20 protein-coding genes and 2 tRNA genes are annotated in these 26840 nt (G+C 41.5%); 5 read left to right on the top strand and 17 right to left on the bottom strand.

Annotated elements, in window-relative coordinates; translation table 11 throughout:
• Window positions 1-159 precede the first annotated feature (159 nt).
• Window positions 160-1752, bottom strand: coding sequence for an NAD(P)/FAD-dependent oxidoreductase (locus FAM09_RS02490; RefSeq protein WP_136575493.1), 1593 nt, complete (start codon window positions 1750-1752; stop codon window positions 160-162).
• 506 nt (window positions 1753-2258) lie between these two features.
• On the opposite strand from FAM09_RS02490, the gene FAM09_RS02485 reads away from it, so the two are divergent.
• The 3 genes from FAM09_RS02485 (at window position 2259) to FAM09_RS02475 (ending at window position 4693) form a co-directional block, all read left to right on the top strand.
• The gene (locus FAM09_RS02485; protein ID WP_136575492.1) at window positions 2259-2537 is read left to right on the top strand and encodes a hypothetical protein; all 279 of its coding nucleotides are present in this window, start codon (window positions 2259-2261) and stop codon (window positions 2535-2537) included.
• A 214-nt stretch (window positions 2538-2751) separates the two neighbouring features.
• Window positions 2752-4239 carry a chromosomal replication initiator protein DnaA gene (gene dnaA, locus FAM09_RS02480; protein WP_317130673.1) on the top strand — a complete coding sequence of 496 codons (1488 nt, stop codon included), beginning with the start codon at window positions 2752-2754 and terminating at the stop codon, window positions 4237-4239.
• Window positions 4240-4602: 363 nt separating this feature from the next.
• Window positions 4603-4693: transfer RNA gene (locus FAM09_RS02475), tRNA-Ser, on the top strand.
• Window positions 4694-4813: 120 nt separating this feature from the next.
• Here the strand turns inward: FAM09_RS02475 and FAM09_RS02470 are convergent.
• A complete protein-coding gene (locus tag FAM09_RS02470; protein ID WP_136575490.1) occupies window positions 4814-5845 on the bottom strand; it encodes an alpha/beta hydrolase in 1032 nt (343 codons plus the stop codon).
• Between the two features lie 450 nt (window positions 5846-6295).
• On the opposite strand from FAM09_RS02470, the gene FAM09_RS02465 reads away from it, so the two are divergent.
• Window positions 6296-6369 (top strand) — tRNA-Pro (locus FAM09_RS02465).
• 112 nt (window positions 6370-6481) lie between these two features.
• On the opposite strand, the gene FAM09_RS02460 is transcribed toward FAM09_RS02465, so the two are convergent.
• From FAM09_RS02460 to FAM09_RS02390, 15 genes are all read right to left on the bottom strand, one after another.
• Window positions 6482-7270 carry an ISAon1 family transposase gene (locus FAM09_RS02460; protein WP_243751566.1) on the bottom strand — a complete coding sequence of 263 codons (789 nt, stop codon included), beginning with the start codon at window positions 7268-7270 and terminating at the stop codon, window positions 6482-6484.
• Window positions 7271-7387: 117 nt separating this feature from the next.
• A complete protein-coding gene (locus tag FAM09_RS02455; RefSeq protein ID WP_208025469.1) occupies window positions 7388-8257 on the bottom strand; it encodes a lysophospholipid acyltransferase family protein in 870 nt (289 codons plus the stop codon).
• Between the two features lie 9 nt (window positions 8258-8266).
• Window positions 8267-9190, bottom strand: a complete 924-nt coding sequence (locus FAM09_RS02450) for a DUF6268 family outer membrane beta-barrel protein (protein WP_208025468.1) — start codon at window positions 9188-9190, stop codon at window positions 8267-8269.
• Window positions 9191-9315: 125 nt separating this feature from the next.
• Entirely contained in the window at window positions 9316-10068 is a 753-nt protein-coding gene (locus FAM09_RS02445) for a LytR/AlgR family response regulator transcription factor (RefSeq protein ID WP_208025467.1), read from the bottom strand.
• Window positions 10065-10706 (bottom strand): sensor histidine kinase, encoded by a 642-nt coding sequence (locus FAM09_RS30980; protein WP_208025466.1) that lies wholly within the window; start codon window positions 10704-10706, stop codon window positions 10065-10067. The genes FAM09_RS02445 and FAM09_RS30980 overlap by 4 nt, the downstream gene beginning before the upstream one ends.
• 609 nt (window positions 10707-11315) lie before the next feature.
• On the bottom strand, window positions 11316-12176 hold the full coding sequence (locus tag FAM09_RS02435; protein ID WP_136575487.1) for an NAD-dependent epimerase/dehydratase family protein: 861 nt from the start codon (window positions 12174-12176) through the stop codon (window positions 11316-11318).
• A gap of 89 nt (window positions 12177-12265) precedes the next feature.
• Window positions 12266-13141, bottom strand: coding sequence for a helix-turn-helix domain-containing protein (locus FAM09_RS02430; RefSeq protein WP_136575486.1), 876 nt, complete (start codon window positions 13139-13141; stop codon window positions 12266-12268).
• 149 nt (window positions 13142-13290) lie between these two features.
• Complete coding sequence (locus tag FAM09_RS02425; RefSeq protein ID WP_243751565.1) at window positions 13291-13878, bottom strand: DUF4932 domain-containing protein; 588 nt, start codon at window positions 13876-13878, stop codon at window positions 13291-13293.
• A 35-nt stretch (window positions 13879-13913) separates the two neighbouring features.
• Window positions 13914-14405, bottom strand: a complete 492-nt coding sequence (locus tag FAM09_RS02420) for a hypothetical protein (protein WP_136575484.1) — start codon at window positions 14403-14405, stop codon at window positions 13914-13916.
• A gap of 233 nt (window positions 14406-14638) precedes the next feature.
• Window positions 14639-17251, bottom strand: a complete 2613-nt coding sequence (locus FAM09_RS02415; RefSeq protein WP_136575483.1) for a glycoside hydrolase family 31 protein — start codon at window positions 17249-17251, stop codon at window positions 14639-14641.
• 329 nt (window positions 17252-17580) lie between these two features.
• A complete protein-coding gene (locus FAM09_RS02410) occupies window positions 17581-20796 on the bottom strand; it encodes a M1 family aminopeptidase (protein ID WP_166437004.1) in 3216 nt (1071 codons plus the stop codon).
• Window positions 20789-21670, bottom strand: coding sequence for an ABC transporter ATP-binding protein (locus tag FAM09_RS02405; protein WP_136575481.1), 882 nt, complete (start codon window positions 21668-21670; stop codon window positions 20789-20791). The genes FAM09_RS02410 and FAM09_RS02405 overlap by 8 nt, the downstream gene beginning before the upstream one ends.
• 81 nt (window positions 21671-21751) lie before the next feature.
• Entirely contained in the window at window positions 21752-21964 is a 213-nt protein-coding gene (locus tag FAM09_RS02400) for a helix-turn-helix domain-containing protein (RefSeq protein ID WP_136575480.1), read from the bottom strand.
• A 2-nt stretch (window positions 21965-21966) separates the two neighbouring features.
• A complete protein-coding gene (locus FAM09_RS02395) occupies window positions 21967-22482 on the bottom strand; it encodes a DUF2975 domain-containing protein (RefSeq protein WP_136575479.1) in 516 nt (171 codons plus the stop codon).
• A 297-nt stretch (window positions 22483-22779) separates the two neighbouring features.
• A complete protein-coding gene (locus FAM09_RS02390; RefSeq protein WP_136575478.1) occupies window positions 22780-23112 on the bottom strand; it encodes an endo-1,4-beta-xylanase in 333 nt (110 codons plus the stop codon).
• A 435-nt stretch (window positions 23113-23547) separates the two neighbouring features.
• Between FAM09_RS02390 and FAM09_RS02385 the strand changes: the two genes are divergently transcribed.
• The gene (locus FAM09_RS02385) at window positions 23548-26814 is read left to right on the top strand and encodes a gliding motility-associated C-terminal domain-containing protein (protein WP_136575477.1); all 3267 of its coding nucleotides are present in this window, start codon (window positions 23548-23550) and stop codon (window positions 26812-26814) included.
• Window positions 26815-26840: the final 26 nt, after the last annotated feature.

Genomic DNA, 26840 nt, shown 5'->3' with positions numbered 1-26840 from the left:
GACCTCAATATTGATATTTCCCCAGTTTGAGAAAACATTCCCCAATTAACAAATGTTGAAATCACACTATATAAGACGCCGTACACGTAGCGCAGAACGCTTACCCGAATATCGGGCTATCTGAGTTTATTCGGTCAGCATCCATCGCAGGAAGGTGTGTTAAGCGTTAAGCATTATGCGTTCGGCGTTTATTGCAACCCGTTCTCCATCCATAGCAGCACTAACAATACCACCGGCGTAACCGGCGCCTTCGCCACAGGGAAATAATTTTTTGATCTGTGGATGTTGCGTTGTTGCATCGCGGGGGATACGAACAGGAGATGATGTTCTTGATTCAGTGGCCACGAGTACAGCTTCATTGGTAAAATAGCCCTTCATTTTCTTGCCAAACTCTATAAAGGCCTGTTGCAGTGATGAATAAATAAAAGGCGGCAGCACTTCATTCAACGGCGCAGATGCAATGCCTGGTAAATAAGAGCAATCGGGTAGGGAAGAGGATTGTTTCTTCTGGGTAAAATCAGCCATCCGTTGAGCCGGCGCTACAAACTTCCCACCGCCATACTGAAAGGCTTTTCGTTCAACAGCTTGTTGAAAATACATCCCGCATAAAGGCCCCATTTCCTTTATGCGGGATAAAGAAGAGGGGGCTTTCTGAAAATTCATTATATCCTTCAACTCAACGGCGGAAACGATTCCGGAATTAGCAAACGGGTTATTGCGTTTGGAAGGCGACCATCCGTTCACAACAAGTTCACCCTCACTGGTAGATGCAGGTGCGATAATTCCGCCTGGGCACATACAGAACGAGAATACGCCTCGTTCGTGTACCTGTTGCACCAGGCTATAAGAAGCAGGCGGCAGCAATTCGTTGCGGGTGCTACAATGATATTGTATGCTATCAATTATGCTTTGCGGATGCTCTACACGAACTCCCAGCGCAAAGGGTTTTGCTTCTATAAGGATATTTTTATTATACAGAAGTTCAAAAATATCTCTGGCAGAGTGGCCGGTTGCCAGGATCACCGCATCTGCATTGAAAATATTACCACTGGCTGTTTTAACGCCATGAATAGTATCGTTCTGTATTAAGAGATCGGTTACTTTTTGTTCAAATAAAAACTCTCCGCCGCATGATATAATCTGTTCTCTGATAGCTGTAATGATCTCAGGCAATTTATTGGTGCCAATATGCGGATGTGCTTCGTACAGGATCTTTTCATGGGCGCCAAATTGAACCAGTATATTTAATATCCGTTCCACATCGCCGCGTTTGGTACTACGGGTATATAATTTACCATCGCTATATGTACCGGCGCCACCTTCACCAAAGCAATAATTGCTTTCACTATTTACAATACCTTGTTTATTTAATACTGCAAGATCTCTGCGACGGGAGCGAACATCCTTACCTCTTTCCAGCAATATGGGTTTAATACCTTGTTCTATCAACTTTAAAGCAGCAAACAAGCCGGCAGGGCCTGCGCCAACAATGATCACCTGGCGGGTAGCTTTAGACACATTCTGCAATAGCAGTTTCTTAATGGTTCGCTCGTGGTATGGCTCATTTACAAAGGCGAGGATGGTCATCATGATCCAGGTTTGCCTGCCTCTGGCGTCAATAGATTGTTTAATAACGTGATAGCCGGTAATAGCGGATGTGGGAACTCCAATCGTTTGTGCAGCGTATTGTTGTACGATGGATGCTACGGCTGCTTCGGAAGGAAGCAATTTTAAAGTGATTCGTTGTTGCATATTGTTAGGTAGTTAACCTAAAAAATTATTGAACAGTGCAAAGGTAACAAGTTCTAAATCACAAAAGTGTTCCACGATTGGCAGGAAGTAAAAGTAAGGTAAAAGATACGTTCTTTATTATTATATAAGGGTGCTAAAGCAGTGTATTTGTTTAGCGGTTTGTAATGTGTAATGACATGTTTTTTTACCATGATCTATAAGTATTGGTTGTAAAGATTTATAAATGAACAGACTTGTATTTGCAGCGTTTTAAATTATACCAGTATGTGTTATTGTTTTATATAAAATACCTGAATACCTTGGGCCGTTTAATGTTATGCTTACAAGTGTTAACCAATATAGGTGTATTTTAAGGCTAATGCGGTAAAAAATTAATCTATAACTTTTTTTCAACTAATACTATGTTGTTAATTGTTTTATTATTTTGATCAAGAAATAAAAAAAACCTGATTTATATTTCCTCCATTTCAAATAATTTGTACCTTCAAGAGCATCCAATAAATAATATGAAGAAAGCATTTTTTGATACTACTGCGTTGTTGTCTTTCTTCATCCGCATTCCCTGCAAAACCACAATAAAATCCGTTCAATGTAAACCAGGTGCTTCACGGTCGGCACGCCCGCACAACCAATTTTCCCGGGCATATAATAAAAAGATGAGCGCTGCTAAGAATAGTAGTGACGCAAAAGCAGGTAGCATAGGAGATGAAATGTTGAACATAAGATCTGCTGCTTTTTGCGCTTCATTGCTTGCATTACCCGGTTCTCACAGGTTGGAACAGTAACTAAAGTCTGCGCATAATAATTGCATAGGAAGATTATTGATGGGAATTATTTTGACAGTAAAAAATAAAATAAATTAATAAATAGACAGAGTGTAGAATTGTCAAAAACTAGTGAATAAAAAATTTTTTTTTCGAATAAAAATTTTGATATTCGTCGCCCTTTTTAACTTTTTGAGATTCCCCAACTGTCCTGTGAAGTAGACACGAGTGCGCAATGATGATTATGAATACGAACTTAACTCAACATAATAAAACTGCTTCTTGTATAATGGCTAAGACGTCCGAAAAAGTTTGGAGTAATTGTTTGGAAATAATAAAGGATATTGTTGAGTGGCAACATTTCAAAACATGGTTTGAACCTATTAAACCAGTTGAGCTAAGAGACAATATACTTATCATTCAAGTTCCGAGTCAATTCTTTTATGAATATTTGGAAGAGCATTATGTTAATCTGTTGGCAAAAACATTAAGACGAGTACTTGGTAAGGACGCCAGACTAGAATATCGGATAATGGTTGATAGTGGTAATCATAATAACAAACCGCTAACTATGGATGTTCCTACACACGGCTACAAAACGTTTTCAAGTAATGAGATGGATTTTCCACTCATTATAAATAATCCGGTCAAGAATCCGTTCGTGATCCCGGGTTTGAAAAAAATGCAGATTGATCCGCAGCTCAATCCCATTTATACATTTGAGAACTTTATTGAAGGCGACAGCAATCGTGTGGCGCGGAGGGCCGGAAAAACCGTAGCCGAAAAACCAGGCGCCAGTTCATTCAATCCATTAGTAATATATGGTAGTGTTGGTTTGGGTAAAACCCACCTGGCCCAAAGTATAGGTAATGAAACAAAAAGGCTGCATCCAAACAAAGTGGTGTTGTATGTAAGCTCTGAAAAATTCATTAACCAGTTCCAGGACCATAGCCGTAACAATGCTATCAACGACTTCATACATTTCTATCAATTAATAGATGTATTGATCATTGACGATGTACAGTTCTTTAACAGGGCTGAGAAGTCGCAGGATGCTTTCTTTGCCATCTTTAATCATTTGCATCAAAGCGGCAAGCAGTTGATATTAACGTCAGATAAACCACCCAAAGACCTGGAAGGGGTGCAGGAAAGGTTGTTGAGCCGGTTCCGTTGGGGGTTAAGTGCCGACCTGCAGGTGCCAGACTATGAAACCCGCATCGAGATCCTGGAGCGGAAGATGAAAAATGACGGGTTGGAAATGCCGAAAGAAGTAATTAAGTATTTGGCTTATAATATCAATAGCAATGTACGGGAGCTAGAAGGGGCGCTGATTTCATTATTGGCACAATCTTCGCTTAACAAGCGGGAAATAGACCTAGACTTGGCAAAAAGAGTCCTCCGTAATTTCGTGAAAACTAGCAGCAAGGAAATCACCATCGAAACCATACAAAAAATGGTATGTGAATACTTCGATGTTCCTTACGATAAACTGCTTCAGAAAACCCGCAAACGAGAAATCGTGCAGGCCAGACAAATTACTATGTACCTGGCTAAAGCGTTTACCAAAAACTCATTAAAAACCATCGGCGAGCATTTCGGTGGCCGTGACCATACCACGGTGATCCACTCCTGCCAAACGGTAAAGGATCTGATGGATACTGACAGTACATTTCGCGAGAGCGTAATGGAATTGCAGCAGAAGGTTCAGCTCGCTGCTATGTAGTAAATATACTGATATACCATAGAAGGAGGTCCCTTCCGGCTAGCCGGGAGGGATTTTTGTTTTGGGGAAGGGGAAAGTACTATAGGGCGGGGCTTGCGATTAAGCCGGGGCAGGATTTTTATTTTGAAGAGGTGAAAGTACAATTAAGCCAGGGTGGGGTATTGGGGCTGCCTGCGTATAATGGTCGTTTCGGTTAGCAGGGTTTGAATGAATAATAAGGTTTCCCGCGCGACTTCTGGAAAACTCAATGCCTACCCGGGGCAATCCAGCCTGGGGCTGCCGGTCAAAAACTTCTGAATTTTTTCGCTATTCAATTGATTTTAATTGGGAAATTCCACTTAATTTTGCCGTCCCGTCAGAAACGGAGAGGTGCCTGAGTGGCCGAAAGGGCCGGTTTGCTAAACCGTTGTACGAGCTTAAACTTGTACCGAGGGTTCGAATCCCTCCCTCTCCGCAAACAAAGTAACAGAAATGCCCCGCCAACTGGCGGGGCATTTCTGATTTCCGGAAGCGAGGCAAGCTTGCCTGCCAAAGCGAACAAATGCAAATTATCTCCTCCTGGCTATTGTTATTATCATGAACTTATGTTCAAAAATAATTTCATTGTTTGTAAGTATTCGTCAGGCTTTTCAATATAAACATCGTGTCCTGCCTTCTCAATTATTTTTAATTGACTGTTTTTAAAGATGTTTTTATACTCATTTGTGTTGCCCCAGGGAATATTATCGTACTGACCTTTTATTATCAAAACAGGAATATTGTTATTAATAAGTTTGGGTCTTGGGTCTGCAAGCCTGCTATAACTTGTTGGTGTTTTAATGTTGCAGTAACCGCCGCCACCACCTTCTTCAGGCAATGTCTTTGAGGGGTCGTAAACAAGTCCTTTAGTAAAACCGGCTGCCATCTTGTTGAGATAACTATCAGCCTCTTCGTCGGTAGCTATTTTCTTTCCCAAAAATGCCCAAACACGAATTGCAATATATCTTGGTTTCAATGCAAATGAAATCGCACTGCTGTTGACATCTAATGGATCTTTGAGATTTAAACTATCCGGGGCCTTCAATTTTTCCACAGAATCACGCACTGGTTTTACGGCACCCGGACAGGTAAGTATTATTTTATCAACTTTGTTAAGATTGTCCGCTGTAAATAGAGTTGCTAAAGCACTTCCCCAGGATTGTCCTACTAAAATTACTTTTTCTGCTTTTAAAAGCTCTACAATAGCCTCAAGGTCTTTTTGATGACGAGTTGCCGTATATTCATTTACGTTTTTGAGCCTGTCAGATAGACCGCACCCAATTTGGTCATATAAATAAATATCAAATCCATCTTCCGAAAGTTGCCCAAGAACTTCTATAACTTTTGAATGCACATATCCACCCGGTCCTCCATGTAAGTAAATAACAGGGTAAGGTTTTTTATTTCCCTTCCCTTCAATAAAAGTGTATGCAATTTTAGAACCTGTTTTTAGATTCCAATATTTAGTTGATTGCCTTGGTTTAATAGATTGGATATCCTGTTTTGAAGGAATACAAGCCTTGAAAAAAAATATGCCTAAGAGTATCAAAAATGTCCATTTGAGGATGCTAAAAATTTTTCTTTTCATAATTCATTTCTGTTATGTTTTCCTCTACGAACAGGTAGGCATAAAAGTTACATTCATCGCTGGGTAGCGCAAATACGGCTCAGGTTATTTTAGATCATTTTCCTGGGAAACAGAAGAACACGGGTAAATGATCCTGTTAAAATAAACACTATTACAGAACAGGGGATAGAATTCACCATACCTGCTTCTATTGATACCGGTTATTATTCATTAAGGCTGCAAACAGGTTTATATACGATTGATGCCCCGGTTGTGTACCGGGTGTTATTGCCGGTACCGGATATTACAACAGGTAAAAAAATCACTGTGGTGCCATAGATTATTGTTTTATAGGAATTTGTCCGCTATTCCTTCTTTAATTTGGAAGGAAAGTGTAGAATGTTTACTTTTGCAACCCTATTAATACGGAAAGCGATATTTCCTTGGTTTTGAGAGGGAATAGCGCGGTTTCGGGAGGTAGTTCAGCCCGGTAGAATACGTGGTTTGGGACCACGGGGTCGCAGGTTCGAATCCTGTCCTCCCGACTAAATTGGACAAGGCAGCAGAAATGCTGCCTTGTTTATTTTTATCATCTTCTGGAATGCTGTTCAGGCGAGGAATTTTGGATCAAGTGAAAAAATTGGGGGATTGATTTGTTTAGGCATAGATTTTCTGGAGTCTGAATAAGAAGAAATTAATATCTCGAACACCCCTTGCCGAGGCTCTGAAAGCCTTGATTTTGGCATTAAAAGCTTCAGCCGAAGCGTTGGTGCTTATGTTGTTGAAGTAGTTGAGTATAGTCAAATAGTGCGTTTCTATTGATCTGGCAACGGATCTAAAAGAGTCAATGCCTGCAGCTTCTACTTCATTATACCATAAAGCCAATTTTTTAAATGCCTCTTCTTTGCACTTGCAATGGTTAAAAATACCCGTGAGGTTTATTGATAGATCATAAGCGATCCTGATTGCCGGATAGCGCTCAAACATTAGTTCAGCCCGCTGTTTTTGAGAATATGTCCAATGTTCTTTGTGCTTAAAAAGCAGGTAGCGGCTGCGTGCCAGTAATTGTTTGGGAGAGTCGCCATTGGGTAATAGCTGTGGGACATAGGTAATTCCCTGCTTTTTAGCCAGCCCAATCTGTTCATTTTCTTCATCAATAGCCTGCCAGCGATGCTTGATACGTATTTCCTGCACTGCTTCAGAGGCCAGTTGTTGCACATGGAAACGGTCTACCACCCGGTGTGCGTAAGGGAAACAGCGTTTGACGATCAGGTGCATACCAGCCGCCATATCCAGGGTTACTTCCTGCACTCTTTGCCTCAATCGCTTGCTGATTCGCTGTAATACCTCAATAACCTTGTCTGCCTGGGTACCTTTGATCATGGCTACAATAGCGCCTCGCTGACCTTTGGCTGTTTTATTGGTAATTACGGTATAAAGCAGCACCAATATAATTAGTCTTCTTCATGAAATGCTTTCAGGAAAACATAAAAGAAGATTGTGCAAACAATTAATATTAATGCTACTACTATTGATATGATTGAGATTAAATAGATCATTGTTTTACCGTTTCCACCGTTTGTGAGTCCATAGCCAGCCATATGGTTCTTCTTTGACATTTTCTGTGAGTAAATCAACATAGATTTTTGTTATTTCGCCTTCATTCGTAGAGGCTGCGTCGGAGCATACTGGTACGCAGGTTATATTGTAATTTCCTTTCGATAGCTTTGTAATATGCAGGTAAATGACAGCCGATCCGCTTATTCGGGCCAGCTTCTCCATACCTGAAAAGATGTATGACTCCTGGTTCAGCAACTCAAATTTGTATTTCACGTCTTGTATACGTGGGCATTGATCAGCCAGAAACAAGTAAACGCCAGGTGTTGATTTTTTATTCAGCATATGACGCACTACTGACATATCAGGTATCAGCTGCATGCCAAAACGCGATCGAAGTTTTATCATCAGCCTGTTCATTACCCCCGACCGCAAGGGCTTGTAAATGGCATACATATCGTGGGGAAGTTTGTAAGGCATAAAATTCAACATCTCCCAGTTACCGCAATGCCCCAGGCAGGCAATTACATTTCGTCCGGCCCTCACGTGCCTGTTAACCAGTTCCAGGTTTTCAAATATGATCTTCTTTTCGAGAACAACTGCCGGGGTAGATATGCTTTTTGTGATCTCGGCAAAATAGTCGGCAAAGCAGCTGTAGAACTTCTTCACCATACAATGAATTTCTGCATATCGCTTATCGGGAAAGGAACGCGCCATGTTTTGTATGACAACTGTTTTCCTGTATCCAAAAATATAATAGGTAAAGAAAAATGCACAAGACGCTATTACATAGAGCAATGACATCGGAATCATACTTACGGCATAGCAAAGCGCATACAAGATCCTGTACGCAATGGTTTGTATCATCTTTTTCATCGTCACCAATTAAAAGCCCATTTTTAAACCCATCGATGCATAAAGTGATGCCTGGAAATAATATTCTTTATTCTTCTGGAACATGCTTTTAAGCTTTCTGTCTGTTATTCCTGCAGGTCGCCAGGCGTTAAGCCCCACGGTAACGGGGATAGATAATTTATTCCCCAGCTTTATTTCCGGACGAAATCCTGTTACCAAATAGGCATGCGAGAAGATCTTTTTCTTTCCATCCTGCTCCAGCAATGCAGCTTGTCCATTCATTTCGGCAATGAGATATAACCCCAGGTTTTTGTTGACATCATATCCTGCAGACACTTCCAATCCTCTGATCATGGATACCTTAACGGTGTATTTACCGTGTGTTTTCCAGTTCAGATAAACTGCAGGAAATAGCATTGGGATACCAAAGGAGTTATTTATTGCTAGTCCACCACCGAGGTCAAGATTGGGTCTTAGGTGCCGGATAAATATAACACCAGCACTACCTAATATATTTTCAATACCCATTTTGGAGAAGTTCGTACCCGGCATGTAAATTCCACCACCAACAAAAGCCATCATCGACCATTTATCATTCAATGGTCTCAGGTGATTCAGGCTTACGCCAAAATTCAGGATCTCATCAATCACTAAAGGATCGGTAAAATCTTTATTGTTGAGTTTTACATAGGCGCCACCCATATTTAATGACCATCTTGTTGGCCGGTTATTATCATTAAGCTTTACAGACAGCGGAATATTTACACCCCCCTGGTAAACCATTGCCGAACCTTTACTGTTTCCCACTCTTTCGTTCGTTTCGCCATCCGATACGCGATAGCCTGATTGTCCCAAATATTCAGTTTTAAATACAACCTGGGCGTTTACACTTAAGCTAACAACAATCAGAAATGCGGAAAAGAATAGTTTCTTATTCGTTTTACAAAAATTCATTTTCTTTTTTTATTGTTTGTACAAAGGAAATATGAACAGTGTAAAACTGAAAGTTATAAACTACAGACTTAAGGATCGGCTGGATAAAATGCAGCAGGGAGAGAATGGAATTTTTGCAGCAGGCTTTAAGATATTCCGTCCATCCATTTCAGGAAATCGGGTACACGTATGCGGCTTACCACCACTTCATGTGGGCATTCTGGTGAAAAGGAAAGTTTTAACCGGCTGTTAAAGTATTTAGCTACATTTTTGATGGCTTTCACATTTCCGATACAGTTACGCGATACGCGGAAAAACAAATGATTATCCAACTGTTGTTCCAGCTGGTCTAACGTATAATTGATGATGTACCTTTTGTTATGGAAGGTGTGCAGGAACACTACTTTTTCTTCGCTATAAAAATGAGCTATATCAACCGTTTCTATATAATGATAATTTTCCCCCTTTGATATCAGGAAGCGGTTTCTCGTTTTGACGGGTAATATCTGCTCAATAAGCTTAGCATTTGCTTTATGGGTATTACTATGAAAGAAGTTTTCATATTTACTTAATGCTTTTTCTAATTCCTTTTCATCGAAGGGTTTTAACAAATAATCAATACTGTTCAGCTTAAAGGCTTTGATCGCATGTTCATCGTAAGCAGTTGTAAATATAACAGGTGTAGTAACTTCCACGTGGTTGAAGATCTCGAAGCAGGTGCCATCAGCAAGACGGATATCCATAAGGATTAAATCGACTACAGATGTTTTCAGAAATCCGATAGTATCAATAACGGTATTAGTTCGTTTCACCAGCGAATAGCCGGGACGTAAGTCCGTCATCATACGTTTTAATTCCTCGTATGCAAACCGCTCATCTTCTACTATCAGATACTTCATGATTCAATATATGGTACTTTTACAATAAACAGGTGGTTCGTATGCTCAACAATAAGCTCTTTGGCATATAATGTATACTGCTTCGCAAGATATTTCAGACCGATCCCGCCTTTTTCCACATCGTTCGATAGCTGGATATTGTTTTCTACTGTCAAATATTCTCTACCAATCGTAATTTCTATTTCCAATAACCTGTCCTCAGTTGCTACATTGTGCTTGAACGCGTTCTCCAATAATAATTGCAGGGTCAGCGGAATAATACTATTCTTTTCCGGATCAGCTATTTTGTTTACCGTAAAAGTAAAAGAGTTTTCAAATCGCATCTTCATCAAAAATATATATGAGTTCAATGCTTCCAGTTCTTCTGCAACGGAAACTATCGGTTGGCGGCTAAGAGAAAGCACATACCGGTAGGTTTTTGAGAGTGCTTTCGTAAACTTATTAGCATTCTCCGGATTCATATAAATTAATGAAGACAATACATTCAATGAATTAAATAGAAAATGCGGGTTGATCTGCGATCTTAATGTTTCATGCTGGAATAATAATGCTTCACGTTTTGCTTTTTCTGAATCGGCTATTGCCTTTTGTTCAGACCGGAAATAATAGATCAATTCAAAAATCAGGAGAATGGGCATATTGGTTACCATTCCAAATGCAAATTTAACAGAGAAAGATGGCAACCCTTCTTCTGGAATTAGAAGTATTTTGTATATGAAATAATTGAATAATGCTAATAGAATAAGGCAAATTACAATTTGCCCCAAAACACCTGCAAGGATACGGTAGAATATACTTTTAGAATAGGGCAAATATCTGTTCAGGAAAAGTAATAATACATAATCTGCTATACACATAGTAAGAACTACCAGGTAATGAGCAGAAAACTGGATATGAAAACGATTCCACAATTCTTCCTTCATCAGCATGTTACTGAAAAGCATTTGACACAAAGCATAAAGCAATGTGGCGAAGAAAAAAATAAGAATATGTTTTACATAGTATCCTTTAGTGAGAATCATGATTCAAAAGTAGATTTTACATAGAGATGTATAATAAATCGCGTGACTTTTCCTGATGAACTTCATTATTTGAAGGATCAATTTAAGTTTGACTATTTAATAGTCTGAAAATTTGTCCGGTTCGACCGATTTTTACGATTTTTAGCGATTTTAGGGCATAATGGAGAGTAAAAAGCTATTCAGCAGGCAGGCATCTGACTGAAAGGAACGTGTGCTACCTTACTTTTACAATATATCCAGATCACATGCCACATAATAACTTGGCACAAGCGGCCTGAATCCCGTCTTATTCCTGAGCTTTGAGATATCCATTATCCCTTCAAATGGATTACCCAATGACGCTTCCGTTGAGTCAAAAGTATCGGCTATCATTCCAAAAGAATCGACCAATTCATACAAACTGATCGGCGCATCATCTGCCAGATTGAAAATTTCACCATTTAGCCCGTCGGTACGAAGCAGTATAAGTAAAGCCTGAGCAACATCTAAATGATGGACCATGTGCATTCTATATGCCCGGTTTCGTTTCCACTTTTTCAAAACAGGTATTATTTCTTCTATATGCGGATCTCTATCGCCGTATACAAAACCTAAGCGCAATATGCGTACATCCAGGCCTTTGTTTTTATAGAAAGACATAAGTTCTTTCTCTGCAGCGATTTTGCTATTCGAGTACGCTCTGGGATCATTTATATTGAGTAAATCATCCTCCTTTGCAGGACGGTAGTTCTCTGATCCATATACGTTGCTTGTACTCGTGAAAACAAATCTTTTTACGCCTGCTGCAACCGATGCACTTGCAAGCGCTACGGTTCCTGCATGATTTGTCTTTATAATACCTTCGTTATCAGTAAAGCTCCGGAAGAATGCTGCTATGTGTATAACCGCATCGATATCCTTAACGGCAGGTGGCAAAGTTGTTGCGTCATTTAAATCACCCGTAACAACTTCAGCACCCAACTCAGTAAATACCGATGCTTTAGCTGCATCACGCGCAAGGATGCGGACCTGATAACCGTTTGCCAATAGGCGTGGAACAAATCTGCTGCCGACCTTTCCGGTAGCACCTGTGACTAAAATTTTCATACAGTAATTATTAAAATTATACTGCAAAGTTCCGGCAAATCAGCACATACAGCTAATGACAATCAAACCAATAAGTATGATTTTCAAACCTATTTCTTTCTGAGCGATTGGGGGGTAGTACCAGTCACCCGCTTGAAATAGTTATTGAAGTAGGTGGGATATTCGAAGCCGAGCGCGTAGGCGATGTCTGCCACGCTCCAGTCAGTATGCTGCAATAAGGCTTTCGCTTCGGCGGTTATACGCTCTGCAATGTGTACAGAAGTAGGCTTGCCGGTAACTTCCTTTACCGAGCGGTTAAGGTAGTTTATATGTACAGAAAGATTTGAAGCAAAGTCATGCGCAGTTCTCAGTTGGAGAGGTTCATCGGCACGCTCTATCGGGAATTGCCTTTCCAGCAGATCTATAAACAAATGAGAGATCCGGGTAGCTGCATTTTTGAATTGTGGAGCGTTGTGCGAAGGCTGTATCCTCAATGCTTCGTGAATGATCAGTTCTATACAGCTCTTGATCAGTTCTCCCTTGTAAGTATAGTTGCCATTGTGTACGGCCAGCATTTTCTTAAAAATGCCTGTCATAAACGCGGCCTGTTCGCTATTGAGCGGAATAACTGGCGTATCGCCAATCTGGAATAATGGAGATCTTTTCAATACCTCCGTTCGTTCTCTGCTGGTCATAAAAACTTCGGTAAAGAGACAGGCGTAGCCATTTGTCTTTTTAGAACGCCGGACTACAGAATGAGGTACATTGGGGTTTACGAAAAATAGAACTGTATCATTTATTTCTAGTATCTTATCACCATAAGAAATTGTCATATCGCCGTTTACCAGGCCCATTTTATAAAAATCACGCCTGCCAGATGAAACAGGGACATTTACGGATGCAGGCAGTTCGTGAACTTTAAACCCTTTCAATTTCAGGTCTTCAATATCTAAACCTGGAATTTGAGATACCACTTTGATGGCCATGATCCAAAATTAATGAAATCAAACTTTTCAAAAAAGAGTATATATTGCTCCAGATTCCACCCTAATTAAAACCGCACCATGTGAAAGTTAACCATTCTCTTATTGCTACAATTAGCAACCAATTATGGCCCACTTCACACAGGTATCGCTTAATAAATCGGTTTGCTGTTAACAAGTGCTTTTAGTTTTTCCATCGTGGCGTTGACCGCATCCTGGTATGTTATATTGAGGTTGTTTTTATACTGTTCCAGTCTAGCCAGGATTACCGGCAGATAAATAAATTGCCGATCCTGCATGTAATACACCTTTAATTTTTCAGCATCTTCTTTCTTTCCCAGGTTGAGGGCAATGATGATCTCCCCTGCCCTTACAAAATGTTCATACAGACAACTTTTCCAGGTGTTGTACCCCTGATTTTCCATCGCCGTTTTTATGGTATCGTATAATGATTTTGTTTCAGCGATCTGTTGGCGGGGTATTTTATCCAATACCGGGTTTGTAAATGAATGGCCAAATTCATGAATGGTCAGTTCCCGCAAATGTTTTTCATCCGCATAGCCCATATTGATGGCTTCGGCAGCTGTAAATTGTTGCAGTGCAAACGGACCAAATGTGTTAAATATCCTCGTTTTTCCATGGGCAGTTGTATAGCCTGAAGCAAATGCCATTCCACTGGGAATGGTGAGGCCAGGTATTAAAATATATTCGTCAAACGATTGCCGGTAAAATTGTTCCATAGCCGGAATAACCTGGTTGGAGGGAAGCTTACTTTTTAGATCGAACGGGTTTGTTTGGTGATGACACTTAACTTGCGCACATAAATAAACAATACGATTACCATACATAGTATGGGTAAAAGTTCAGTAATGATGAACCATGCTTTTATCTCAAGCAGTGCAGTAAATTTACCCGTCATACGGTAACGGATATAGTTTGTTGTTTCTACCACTATTTCAATTAAAGCCGGAACGTACAGCAACAATTGTTTCCTGTTAAGCTGAAAATTGGGGTTGGCATTGGCTTGAATAAATAGCAGCACCGATGGAGGTAAAACCAGGTAGGATTCCAGCAGCCAGAAAGGAAATGGCATGTAATGCATTTGAATACTTAAGGCAGTAAGTAGCTCCAGTGAAATTATAAACAGCATTAATGCCAGAAAGATATTGGAAACCTCTCTCTTTTTTGCCTGGATAAGCAGAGCTACACTCAATAAAATACCCTGCACAGGCGCCAGTAACATTACAATGGCCCACCAGTTTATCATGTTTTCCCGTTGAATCGTAAAAATATTAAATCTTCCTGTCAGATATCAAATCTATTGGGATCGGGAACGCATAGTGAAAATTACTTGCTCATCAGCAATTACGGCTATTATCCGCTACTTTTAGCAGGAAACCATTTTTGCAAACCAAATTATTATTTTTAAGTTACTTAGCGAAAAAAGCCCCTTCATATCATTGGATTTGAAGGGGCTTATTGTAGCGATAATTGAATGCTTTATTTCAAACGAATCATAACTTTATTTCCAATATAGCTGATCTGTTTTTTTATTTTGCTGCTTTCTATACCGGTTCCATTCGATTCACTTACAAGAACTATCTGGAAAACCCGGTTATCTATGGAACCGGGATAACTCCCCTGTCTTTTTGATATGGTGAGTGTTTGGCTTTTATCATTCCATGCAAAAGGTATTACTGTATAGTTTCCTTTTTCGTAATTGTAATTATCTCCCTCGTCTTCATACAGGTCAAATGTACCATCAGTTCCTTTGTATATACGAATTTCCACTGTATCGGCCGGCAACTGGCCCGAGAACTGAACAGGCTTGCCTAATGGAATTATTGAACCAGCCCTCACAAATAACGGGCTTCTGTCTTTAAGTACAGTGGCTTTTACCGTCTGGCCGCCGGGGTAACGTTTGCCGGTCCAGAAGTCGAACCACCCATTTGATTTTGGAAGGTATACATTCCACTGGGAAACATCAGGTGCCGTGATTGGGGCTACCAGCAATGATTTACCAAACATAAATTCAAATGACTGATTGAGTGCGGCTGTATCATCATTAAAGTCCATCACCAGTGGCCTCATAATTGTAGAACCCTTCTTTGAAACCTGCCAGGCTTCGGAGTATATGTAGGGTAGTAACCGATAACGCAAATTCATGGCCTTTCTCATATTGCTTTCAACTGCTTCTCCGAACTTCCAGGGCTCTGTCTCAGTTTTATAACCGTGAATCCTGAATACAGGATTAAGTGCTCCCCACTGAAACCAGCGGGTTAACAGGTCGTGGTAACTGGTATCGGTGTATTGCGTTTTTTCGGGGCGGAAAAAACCGCCGATATCGGTTGTCCAATAAGGAAAGCCGGTGATCGTGTAGTTCAACCCGGCCACAATCTGCCGTTTGTAGGCATCCCAGTCACTCCCAATGTCGCCCGACCAGTTGATGATCCCATATCGCTGCTGACCCGGAAAGGCCGAACGGGTTAAAATACACACTCTTTTATCAGCAGTTGTACTACGTTGCCCATCATATATCGCTTTACTTACAAACAAAGGGTATGTAAGCCGGTAAAAATCTCCCCATCCCAAAAAAGTCTTTTTACCTTTTAAAGCGTCGTTCTCCGGTTCAACGGCATCCATCCACCACGAATCTACGCCTTGGGAAAACAGGTTCTGGTTCATCGTATTCCAATGTTTAATACGAGCCCTGGGATTTAACATGTCAATCCAACTGCTACCGGGGATGTAAAGGTCGCCGGCTACATACTCCTTGCCAGTCGAAGAGGCCTTATCAATATTCTCCCATACCGATATATTGAAATGAGCATTCAGGGAATGAAGCTCCCTAATGAATTTTGCAGGTTCAGGATAATTGGTTTCATCAAACTTTGGTACGCCCCAGCCATACTTGCCCCAATATTGCCAATCCTGCACAATCACATCCATGGGAAGTTGTCTTTTCCGGAATTCCTTTACAGTTCGCACCAGATGATCACCAGAGGTATAACGTTCGCGGCATTGCCAGAACCCATAGGCCCAAAGCGGCAGCATCGGCACCTGGCCCGATAACTTCCGGTAGGTGCTGATTACACTGTCTGCCCCGGTTCCGTAAAAAACCACATAATCTACTAATTTGGCATTAGGTGAACGGAAACCAGTGAGGTTATCAATTTTCTTCCAGGAGATGGTAGGTTCATTGTCAGATTTACAAATGACCTGTATCGAGTGTGTTCCTGCTTTCAAAAATACTTTAGCGCTTACGGTTGGCGGCAACCACAGGTTTGTTTGGTCAATGCAGGGTTTGCCATCTACAATCACAAAATGACGGTTACCCATGCCGCCCAAATCGAGCATGATAACATATTCTCCCGGCTCTGTTACTGAAAAAGTTCCTTTATATGCAGACTGACTTTGCTGTACCCTTTGCGTTCCCGCATCAGTAGTTACTTCTATCATGTTGCTGCTATCTGGGGAAGCTGCTTGTTTTGTGAGACTAACAAAATTATCCGCAGGATTAAAATCTGTTAGTCCGTATTGATGCCAAAGCAATCCATAACCTTTACTGGAATAAATGAACGGAATAGAGATCTGGGTGTTTACCTGGGTAAGGCGGCGTGTAATCCCTTTCAGGTTGAAATGCCCATCCTGGAACTGTCCCAGCCCATAAATGTATTCCCCATCGGGTGACACAAAACTCTGTTCCGCCTGATAACAAGGCTCACCTGAGACCGTACCGGGTATGAGTTTCCGAGTGCCGGCTTTTTCTGCAAGAAACACTTTGCCTTGCTTATCGGCATAGGTGAGGTGGCCGTTTTTCCTGTCAACTGTTATAATAATGTCCTTCGTCTTTATCTTAATGGCAGATGCCGTTTCCGTTAGCTGGTATTTTGTTTCATCTGACCTCGGAATGAATACCAGTTCTTCAAGAGAATCTGATACCTGCTTGTAGAATTTTACCCTGACAGCATTTTCGGTTAGTGGTTGAATACTTAGTGTGCCATCTTGAAAATGAACATTCACCCTGTCTGCCAGCCTTTCAAAATTTTTTACAGATTGTCCGAAACAAAAGACCGGACATACAAATACAATAAATCGAAAAACAAAATTCATTTTTTCTTAATTAGGTCAAACAATGTTAGAAATCACCATAGTTACCAGGCAGTGATAATCATTCTACTGAAATCAAAATTAACCCCAACAGCATTTGTGCAACTTCTCCAAAAAAGACTTTCTTTTATACAAATCCGATCGAAACAACGTTTGTTACATTTGATATCTCTTGCCTGCCACTTGTCGTTAACGCAGTTAAAAAGTATTAGTGCGCTTTTTGATCACCAAGACCGGATACTAAAATAAGTTCACGTCCTGTCAGCATAAATCTTTCTTCTACTTTGAATAGGAACATACTGTAAATTAATAAAATAAAAACTTTTCCCTCATCACATAAACACCCCCTTGATTTTCCTATGCACCGCCGGGTCGCTTACCAATAAAAACTCATTTATCAGATCAATGGTAGTGGGTGGATGGTTAGGGTAAGCATACTTTGTAATAAAGTTCTTCAATGCCAGGTTAAGTTTTTCTTCGCCTATCAACTCGTATAACTGGTGCATGGCTACAAGCCCTTTATTGTAGGAAAGGTAAATATTGCCTGGCTTTACTTTGTACAATGGTTCTTCAGTGCCGAATGGCTTCCCTTTTTCGTAAAGGTCTTTATGCATATGCACTACTTCTTTCATCGCTTCTATGCCGTGTGTATTTTTATAGAGCATCAGTTCTGTGTACATGGCCAGGGTTTCGGTAAGCATAACTGAACCTTCCCGCTCTTCCGGCGCTATCTGTGCCGTTCCCCACCATTCATGCGCCAGTTCATGTGCTGCCAGTTCATTGATCACATCCCGCAGTTTCTCTTTTCTTAAGTCTGCATGAAAGGTTACGCCCTCATTCATAAAAATGACAGCAGGGTAGGCCGTAGCATTAAAGCCTTCCGTAAACCTGGAGATCTCCGCAAAGCGTATGGTCTTAAAAGGGTATTTGCCAAAATTCTTCTCACAATAAACAATTGTGTTTTTGGCTTCTTCTATTAAATGATCAACATTCTCATGGTGACCAGGATGATAATACACTTCAATGGCAATGCCGTTTTGGGTGGCTTTTTTAACGGCATATTCCGCAGATGAAACGGCAAAGCGGAATGGTATGGCAACAGGCGATTGGTAGTGAACGTAGTTCCTGCCTTTTTCTTTCCAGCTTCGCTTCAGCTCGCCGGTACCAATGGCCGTTTGATTGCCACTGGTTGAAATGACCGCGTCGAATTGTATAAAGCCATAATTGTAGGCTGCGCTGTCTTTTTCTTCCAGCTTTTTTAAAGGCGTAGCTGCCGCTAACTGTCTTATTTTGCGCTCTGTTCCGTTTTCAATTTCATTGCCTGGCTGATAACCGAATACCGGGTAATAACGACTAATACGCATAAAGGCGCCATTTTCTACAATGGCGTTGAAGGCGGCATGCCGGTTAAACGGCGACCAACGGTAATGCATCGCAAACTGCATTGTAATGGAATCTCCGGGGTGCAGGGATGTTGCCAACCGAAAACTGTAATGTCCAAATACACTGTCCTTCTTCACCAGTGTGGCCTTTTCAATTTTTACATCCTGCAAAACAACATCCGGGTTGCAATACAATAACAAGCTATCCAATGGTTGCGGGTTCTTATTTACCAGGGTATACTCACCCGTAACCATATAATTATTGTTCTCTGGATATAAATCTATCCTGGTATGAACACGGCTGATCGTGGGCTGAGCAATGTGCTGGTATTTCCTATACCACTGCTCGTATTGCGCCTGCCAGTTCAGTTCATCTTCATCAGTTGTTATTGTTGTTTTATTGTAGATAATTGTTCCGGTGATAAACATCAACACAACACAGGACCCAAATACAAATTTGCCAACAGGTTTTAACAGCTTCTTGCTTTTGATCCATGAAGTTTTTCGGGTATTTCCCCACAACCTGGCTGCCACCATACCCACTATAATTGTAAATGCCAGCCAATACAACATCTTTATGCCAAATGCCTGCAGGTAAGCGCCATACCCATTCATATCTGAATAATACCCCACAAATGATCTGGCAAAGCGAAACAGGGGATGAGCCAGTCCCAGCTTACTTCCTACAGGTGAATTGGTGATCAACAGGAATAATGCGGCTACTACCAGTCCTGCATACTTTTTTCTTACCATTGCCTGTATGCTCACGATGATACTTGCATACAATAATGCCGGTACGCCCAATACAAAAAATAAAGAAGCGTATGCGCCAAAGTCTATAAACGGATAGTGATATAACAATTGAAAGGCTATACCGATCAGGATGCAGAAAACAATTAATAAGATCGGTACTATAGCCAAAGCTGTCCACTTGGCGCCAAGGATAATGGCTTCGCTAACCGGTGTGGTTCGTTCCATTGGCGCTACTTTAACCTGGCGGCTGCGCCAAAGCATTTCCACACTATAAAATAATAATACCACTATACTAAAGAATGGAAAAGTACCAATGATGTTTTTTACCATTAAGCCCGAGGTGGCATATCGCTGCGGTAATCGGATGCCGCCATCAATGTCGCTGTATATTTCCATACCTAAAAAGAAAGCCCATAAAATGAGCATCAGGATAAATGAGATGCTTTTTACTATGAAACGGATATCCAGTTTTACAAAACTCAAAAAGGTTGTAAGGCTATAGGCGGTGTTTGAATAACTGCTGGCTACTGGTTTGTAGTCAATGGCTATTGTGCTTTTCTCGTTTGCTATAACCTTCTTTTTTGCTTTTTCTTTTTTCCCTTCCCTGAAACGATAACTGCTGTAGCTAATAAAAAGTACAATCAGGGAAAAAATAATTACCCATAAGCGATTGAATAAGAAATTGCCTTTCCCTTCAATCAATTGTGTATTACGAAGCTGCACTGGCCAATACTGTGTTTGTTCTAAAAAGGCAGCCAAACCAAAAGGATCTAATTTAGCGGCCAGTGCCATTGCTGTTGATGAGGGTGGGGAGGCGCCGGCAAATAACGGTGAGTTGGAAAACAAAGATCCCACCATGTAGAAAATATAAATAGCTAATCCTGACAAATACATAATGAGCTTGTTCCGGGTTAGCCAGGCCACTGTACAAACAATCGCTGCGCAAAGGAATGCATTCGGCAACACCAATACCACAAACGGATGCAGGTAATTCAGCAGGTGAAAGGACGTATACTTTTCTGGATCATTTCCACGTAACAGGTGGCCCATCATTAGTCCGGAAAGTAAGAGTAGAAAGCATAACAACGTAACAACTACAATGAGTGTAAAGCGACTGAATAGGAAATGGCTTTTACACATGGGCGTTGCATATAGAATGGCGTCGAACTGGCTGTCTTTCTCCCTGAATAAGATTTGTGCAGCGAGAATGGTAATGATGAAAATATTAAGGAGTGATAAAAGCCCTATGATATACATTAACACCCAGGGCGAGTTGACATAAAGACCCGGGAATGAAAAATTAGCCACCTGGCTGGTTAATAATCCCAATGACAAAAAGGCTAACAACAGGCCATAGAACCACCATTTGCGGAAGTAAAACCGGGATTCTGAAAAAAAGTATTCTTTAAACATGTTGTGGCGCATTTACAAGTTGAGTGAAATAAACATCTTCAAGCGCGGGAACTACTGCTGTAAAACCGTTACCTGGTTGGGTAGTTGCATGAACATGGATGTTCAACCGGCCGGCATTTAACTGCGAAGTAATGATGCGGTAATTGTCTGCATACCGTTGCCAGTCTTTTTTATCAATGGTTTTGCTCCAGATGGTTCCGGCTAATTGTTCGATGAATTGCGCAGGCGCGCCACTGGCAATTAAACAACCTTTATTGATAATAGCCATTTGTGAACAAAGGCTCCGCACATCTTCCACCAAATGGGTGGAGAGGATAACAATTAACTGTTCTCCTATTTCGCTCAACAGGTTATTAAAGCGGTTTCTTTCTTCGGGGTCAAGACCGGCAGTGGGTTCATCTACAATAATGATCTGCGGATTGCCCAGTAATACCTGTGCAATGCCAAAGCGCTGGCGCATACCACCGGAAAAACTATGCACTTCACTGTTGCGGTGCTCGTATAGATTTACTTTTTGCAACAGCGCGAGAATCTGTTCCTTTCTTTCGTTTTTAGGTACGCCTTTCAACACGGCAAGATGTTCCAGCAATTGAAAGGCAGAAAGTTTTGGGTACACGCCAAAATCCTGCGGCAGGTAACCTAATTGTTTTTTGATGAACAGCGGGTTCTGCAAAATATTTTCTCCATTGAAAATGATTTCGCCATGATCGGCCGACTGCAAGCCGGCAATCGTTTTCATCAGGGTTGATTTGCCCGCTCCATTCGGCCCTAACAAGCCAAACATCCCATTGCCAATTTCCAGCGAAAGGTTATCGAGCGCCTTTACACCGTTGGCGTAGGTTTTAGAAAGATTTTTAATTTGTAATGTGTTCATGATGTTTTCTTTTTTTCAGGCAATAGCTTTCCCTTCGCCATTTAATGGCGTTTTTTTAAGACCAGTTTTTATGTACGTGATTTATTCTTTGTCGGGCACAAACTCCAGGATGTCGCCCGGTTGGCAATCCAGCGCTTTGCAGATCGCCTCTAATGTATCAAAGCGGATGCCTTTTGCTTTTCCCGTTTTTAAGATGGATAAATTCGCTTGTGTAATGCCGAGTGTTTCAGCCAATTCCTTGCTTTGCATTTTTCGCTTTGCCAGCATTACATCTATATTTACTACTATTGGCATGGCTATATGTATAGGTCTTGTTCGTTTTGCAATTTTACTCCCTGTTTGAAAATGGCGGCTAAAAAGTAAGCAAACACACCCAATGTGAAATGCAACACCACCAGCACCATCGCTTCTGATTCGAACTCCGCAAAGAAACTGGTGACTAACACCATCAGGCCAGGAATGATGCAATTGGCCAGATAAAACAAACGCAATTTTTGTACGCCATAACTGGTGAACAGCCGTGGTTGAAAAAACACTTTAAACACGTTACCAAGTAATAAGAAGAACAACCCATACAAACTTATTGGCAGCAAAAAGAAAAAGATGATATAGATAATATTATAGTCGCCATTTAAAAAATGCGTATTTGTAAAAGGATAGTTTACTGAAAAATATTTTCCGCCTTCCCTGATGTGCAATCCCCAGGTAGTGGTTAATGCCAGCAGCGAAAGCGCAACGCAGACAAAGTAAAAAAAGGATAAAACCCGGGCGATATAGTACAATATTTTGGAAACGACCTTAACAGAATTCATTGCAGAATTTAATTTTATGCTGTAAATGTATAATTAATTATCGTAAAACAATAATTAATTTGAAATTATGCCTCTTGAAATAATAAGTGATTGTAAACCAAAAGCTGTAAGTTGTAAGCCGAAAGGAATGCAGGTAAGCTCCGGAATACCCCCAACTTCATCATCAGGTGCCATAAAAAAAGAGGGTGTACCAAATCTGGTACACCCCTGATTATAGCTGCCTTTAATGTTGTCAACTCCCTCAAAGGCCGGCTATATTTAACCCCTACCGTATGTACACCATCTGCTATAATTATTTCAATTGTAAGCCGGCATTGAATTCTGTGTATGCTTCTTTCTTGTTATAGTTCTCATCCCATACAGCGGATAATCTTTCGTGTGAAACGGCAACCGGTTGCGTAACCACGAATCTGCGTCGCTCACCCCCCATATAGTTATACCGTACCGTTGTGCTTCGGGCACATTGCGGATGGTTGACTCTGCCACATATTTAAATTTAGCTGCCTGTTGCGGCAACATGGTTGGTGAAATAACGAAGTTGGCAGTTTGAGGGTTTGTCTGGCTTCTCAGGTTAACACTAATATCCAGCTCCGTAATTCTTTCCAACAGTCCCAGCCGCGCCATTTTCATCAGGGGGCTAATGACAGAGCATGCGAATTGGATGTAAGTTTACTTACAGGCGAATAAGATCAACTTACACGGGTTGTGATAAAAGCTAAAATGAAGACTAGTTTTAGGTGGGCGGCTTGGTGAATGATCAACTTTCACCTGGGTAGAATAAATTTTTCATGATGCGACGTTGGCTTTTAAGTTAACAATAGCAGCGGTGATCCATATAATAAACGTTTACCCTTAGAGAATAGTATAATCTAGCATGTACCAATATGTCAAAAGCAGCGATGGGGGACTTTTATTATTTTAAATATCAATTTGTTGTACCAGGGCTTTGAGGGGTGAATATTTTTTAACATTGATGTATGGGTGGTTAATTGCGGTCTTTTGTATAATCTGTCCTCATTGTATATTTTTACATAACCAAAAACCCAAAGCCTGCTATCCCTTGTTATGTGTAGAAAAATAATTGCCTGCATTCTATATTTTTTCCTGGTTTTTACAGTTGCTATTTACGGACAAAACACCAATCCATGTGGTGTAAAAGCGGTGCTTGTACCGGGCAATGACTCCGTTATTACAGTTCCTACCGGCGTCAGTTTTTCCAGCGCCAGCATCAATGCCACCGATTATCGCCTGATTTTTGAACCTTACCAGTATCCCATGAACACGCCCGTTACTACGGGATTTGCGCCAGGGCTTACCACGGTGAAACTGGTTGCTTATAATGGCACCTGTACCGATACGGCTGTTGCTTATTATTTCTATCCCGGCACTTTCCCCACCGCTGCAGATAATTCAAGAAGGCTATACGGTTATGGGGAGCGTACCCATGATATAACCGGCCTGATTGCTGTAAATGGCGGTGGCTATTTAATGGCGGGCTTCCGGTACTATTACTGGTATTATAACGAAATGCAACAGGCTATGTTGATCAGAACAAAGCAGGAAGGTTGCGTTGAATGGAGCCGGAAAATGCCCTCCAATACGATGTACTCATCGGTAATTAATATGGTAAAGGAGGCGGCTGGTGGCGGGTTTTTTCTAATGGGTGAAGTTGACTATAAACGGTTTATTGCCAAAATTGATGCAAACGGAAATCTGCTATGGGCCGAAATGTTGATGGATGCAAACGGCACTGCTTTATTCAGTCGCGGCATGGAAGCGATGCCCGATGGCGGCGTAGTGGTGACTGGCATTCCCTATGGCGGCGCTCAATGGGCAGTGATCAGGTTAAACAGTGCAGGAGGGATCATCTGGCAAAAAGAGATTGCCTATTTTCAAAATGTAAACGGCATATTTCAGGATATAGCCATAAAGGATAACTTCCTGTACATAGGTGGTACTATTGGGTCAGACTCTTATCATTATGACGGATTGCTTACCAAGATGGATTACAATAATGGCCAAACTGTATGGACGAAAAAGTATGAGCAATCTTCCGGTACCATGAACCTGCGGGAAATAATAAGTGTCGATTCAACCCTGATCATTAATCTTGGCGTTGGCACCAACCTGGTTAATACGCCTTCATTGGGAGGTTTGATGCGCATCGATACGTCGGGTCAGGTACTATTGGCAAAGGCGGTTGGCGAATCATATGCGCCCAATTCTCTTGTCGGGCCTTACAATTCAAGTGGCAGCCATCTCGTTCGCTCCGGTAAAACATTTTACCTGCTTTCTTCCGGTACGCACTCGTTAAGTCTGCAACCTTATATCTCTTATGGTAACCGAATGGTGAAATTTGATTCTACCTATAAAGCGGAATGGGTAGAAACACATGGCGGCGCCGGCGCGCCGAGGTTTTATTTTAACGCATCAGCGCCTAAAGACGGTTATGCATTAGGCGGCGATGAAATAGGAAGCGCATTAAATGCAAATGGTCTCGGTTGGTTGATGTCACTGAAAGTAATAGATTCATCCGGTAGCAATACGACCACCAATTGCTGGTTTACCAGGCAGCAGTTTGTATCGCCTGCCATACCTGTTACAGTTCAACCTACTCAATGGACGATTGACAGGAATGCTGCTTTCACCGTTTCAGGCATCAACATTCCCTGGGAGCCCTTCTTTCCGGAAATGCGTTTTAAATGTCCTGATTACGTTGATTCGTGCAGCTATTTGAAGCTAAGCGGTCAGCGGTCTATCTGTAATTTGACCAATACCTATACGTATGTAACGCATAAGAACAAGTCCTGCGGGCAACCTACTCAATGGACGATCCCGTCAAACGTACAAACGCTTTCGCAAACCGGTACTTCGGTCACTGTTCGCTTTCCGGCTTTTGGCAGGTATGTGATCTATGCAACCAATCCTTTAAGCTGTACCCCGGTGCAGGACTCTATTGTGGTTATTGCCGCAAGCAAAACGCCGCCGTTGAACCTTGGCCCTGATCAGCAGATCTGTCCGCAGAATACAACTACCCTGCGTGCCGGTCCGAAATTCTTTACTTACAAATGGCAGGATGGCAGCACCGACTCATTGCTACAGGTAATCCAGCCGGGGAAATATTGGGTGGAAGTAACTGATTCGTGCAGCAATATATTGAGCGATACGATCTATGTTACACAGGCGCCTCCTATTCCTTTTTATGTTGGGCCCGATAGAACAAAATGTAATAATGATACGCTGCGCCTGCAGGCGCCTGCCGGGTTTATAAATTATAGCTGGGGCCCTGCTTATAATATCAGTGGCGCCAATACACAGGTGGCTATAGTTAATCCGCTCACCGATACTACCTACACGATAATGGCTGAAAAAACACCAGGCTGTTTTGCGTATGACACTATAAATATTTCGGTATATCATTCGTTGCCTGTGAACCTGGGCCGTGATACGGGTATCTGTATGGGTAATAACGTGGTATTGGATGCCGGTGCAGGTTTTGCTCAATATCAATGGAGCGGCGGAACCAGCGCCCAAACGCTTGCAGTTGGCGCCACAGGAAATTATGCTGTAATTGCAACAACAAACGAAGGATGTAAATCGGGAGATACCATCAGGATAAATGTATTTAATAATCCGGATGTTGAGTTGGGAAATAATAATACGCTTTGTGAAGGCAGTACGCGCACTTTGCAGGCCGGTAATTTCGCTTCTTATTTATGGCAGAATGGCGAAACCGCTTCTTCCATAACCGTGACCGGTCTGGGCAAGTACTATGTAAGGGTTACCGATAATAATCGTTGCATTGACAGCGATACATTAGAGATTAACCGCTTATTAGCTTCGCCGTCAAAATTTCTTCCTGCCGATACCATTATCTGCTCTTATGTAAAATTGGATGTAAAACCTTTCCGGTCATTCAATAAATACTTATGGAGCAATGGCGCTATTTCTCCCGTTATAACAGTGAGCCCGACCGGTATGTATTGGTTGCAGGTAACAGATGTACATAACTGTACAGGCATCGATACCGTACTTATTCAACCTAAGGATTGCCTTATGGGCTTGTATGTGCCATCAGGTTTTACGCCTAATGGCGATGGGAAGAATGATGTGTTCAAGCCAACATTATTGGGCAATATAAAAGCATACGAGTTTTCCATTTACAACCGGTGGGGACAGCGACTGTATTATTCTACTGATCCGAAAAAGGGTTGGGATGGCCGCAACGGACCCAATACCCAGGGCGCCAGCGTGTTTGTTTGGATGTGTAAATACCAGTTGGAAGGGGAGGATGTAAAGGTGGCCCGGGGAACGGTAACATTGGTTAAATAAATTATAAGTTCTATTTGCATTTTATT

The organism is Niastella caeni (assembly GCF_004834005.1).
GTDB classification, from domain to species: domain Bacteria; phylum Bacteroidota; class Bacteroidia; order Chitinophagales; family Chitinophagaceae; genus Niastella; species Niastella caeni.
The sequence above is the reverse complement of the archived record's forward strand: the minus strand, read 5'-3'. Positions and strand labels throughout refer to the sequence as shown.

What these genes read in the sequence shown, in the direction of transcription:
- FAM09_RS02415 (WP_136575483.1), bottom strand. Translation starts at nt 17,251, where the DNA reads ATGAATTTTGTTTTTCGATTTATTGTATTTGTATGTCCGGTCTTTTGT.
- FAM09_RS02405 (WP_136575481.1), bottom strand. Translation starts at nt 21,670, where the DNA reads ATGAACACATTACAAATTAAAAATCTTTCTAAAACCTACGCCAACGGT.
- FAM09_RS02430 (WP_136575486.1), bottom strand. Translation starts at nt 13,141, where the DNA reads ATGGCCATCAAAGTGGTATCTCAAATTCCAGGTTTAGATATTGAAGAC.
- FAM09_RS02410 (WP_166437004.1), bottom strand. Translation starts at nt 20,796, where the DNA reads ATGTTTAAAGAATACTTTTTTTCAGAATCCCGGTTTTACTTCCGCAAA.
- FAM09_RS02450 (WP_208025468.1), bottom strand. Translation starts at nt 9,190, where the DNA reads ATGAATTTTTGTAAAACGAATAAGAAACTATTCTTTTCCGCATTTCTG.
- FAM09_RS02420 (WP_136575484.1), bottom strand. Translation starts at nt 14,405, where the DNA reads ATGATAAACTGGTGGGCCATTGTAATGTTACTGGCGCCTGTGCAGGGT.
- FAM09_RS02445 (WP_208025467.1), bottom strand. Translation starts at nt 10,068, where the DNA reads ATGAAGTATCTGATAGTAGAAGATGAGCGGTTTGCATACGAGGAATTA.
- FAM09_RS02400 (WP_136575480.1), bottom strand. Translation starts at nt 21,964, where the DNA reads ATGCCAATAGTAGTAAATATAGATGTAATGCTGGCAAAGCGAAAAATG.
- FAM09_RS02435 (WP_136575487.1), bottom strand. Translation starts at nt 12,176, where the DNA reads ATGAAAATTTTAGTCACAGGTGCTACCGGAAAGGTCGGCAGCAGATTT.
- FAM09_RS02455 (WP_208025469.1), bottom strand. Translation starts at nt 8,257, where the DNA reads ATGAAAAAGATGATACAAACCATTGCGTACAGGATCTTGTATGCGCTT.
- FAM09_RS02425 (WP_243751565.1), bottom strand. Translation starts at nt 13,878, where the DNA reads ATGGAACAATTTTACCGGCAATCGTTTGACGAATATATTTTAATACCT.
- FAM09_RS02490 (WP_136575493.1), bottom strand. Translation starts at nt 1,752, where the DNA reads ATGCAACAACGAATCACTTTAAAATTGCTTCCTTCCGAAGCAGCCGTA.
- FAM09_RS02485 (WP_136575492.1), top strand. Translation starts at nt 2,259, where the DNA reads ATGAAGAAAGCATTTTTTGATACTACTGCGTTGTTGTCTTTCTTCATC.
- FAM09_RS02395 (WP_136575479.1), bottom strand. Translation starts at nt 22,482, where the DNA reads ATGAATTCTGTTAAGGTCGTTTCCAAAATATTGTACTATATCGCCCGG.
- FAM09_RS02385 (WP_136575477.1), top strand. Translation starts at nt 23,548, where the DNA reads ATGTGTAGAAAAATAATTGCCTGCATTCTATATTTTTTCCTGGTTTTT.
- FAM09_RS02390 (WP_136575478.1), bottom strand. Translation starts at nt 23,112, where the DNA reads ATGAAAATGGCGCGGCTGGGACTGTTGGAAAGAATTACGGAGCTGGAT.
- dnaA (WP_317130673.1), top strand. Translation starts at nt 2,752, where the DNA reads ATGATGATTATGAATACGAACTTAACTCAACATAATAAAACTGCTTCT.
- FAM09_RS02470 (WP_136575490.1), bottom strand. Translation starts at nt 5,845, where the DNA reads ATGAAAAGAAAAATTTTTAGCATCCTCAAATGGACATTTTTGATACTC.
- FAM09_RS30980 (WP_208025466.1), bottom strand. Translation starts at nt 10,706, where the DNA reads ATGCCCATTCTCCTGATTTTTGAATTGATCTATTATTTCCGGTCTGAA.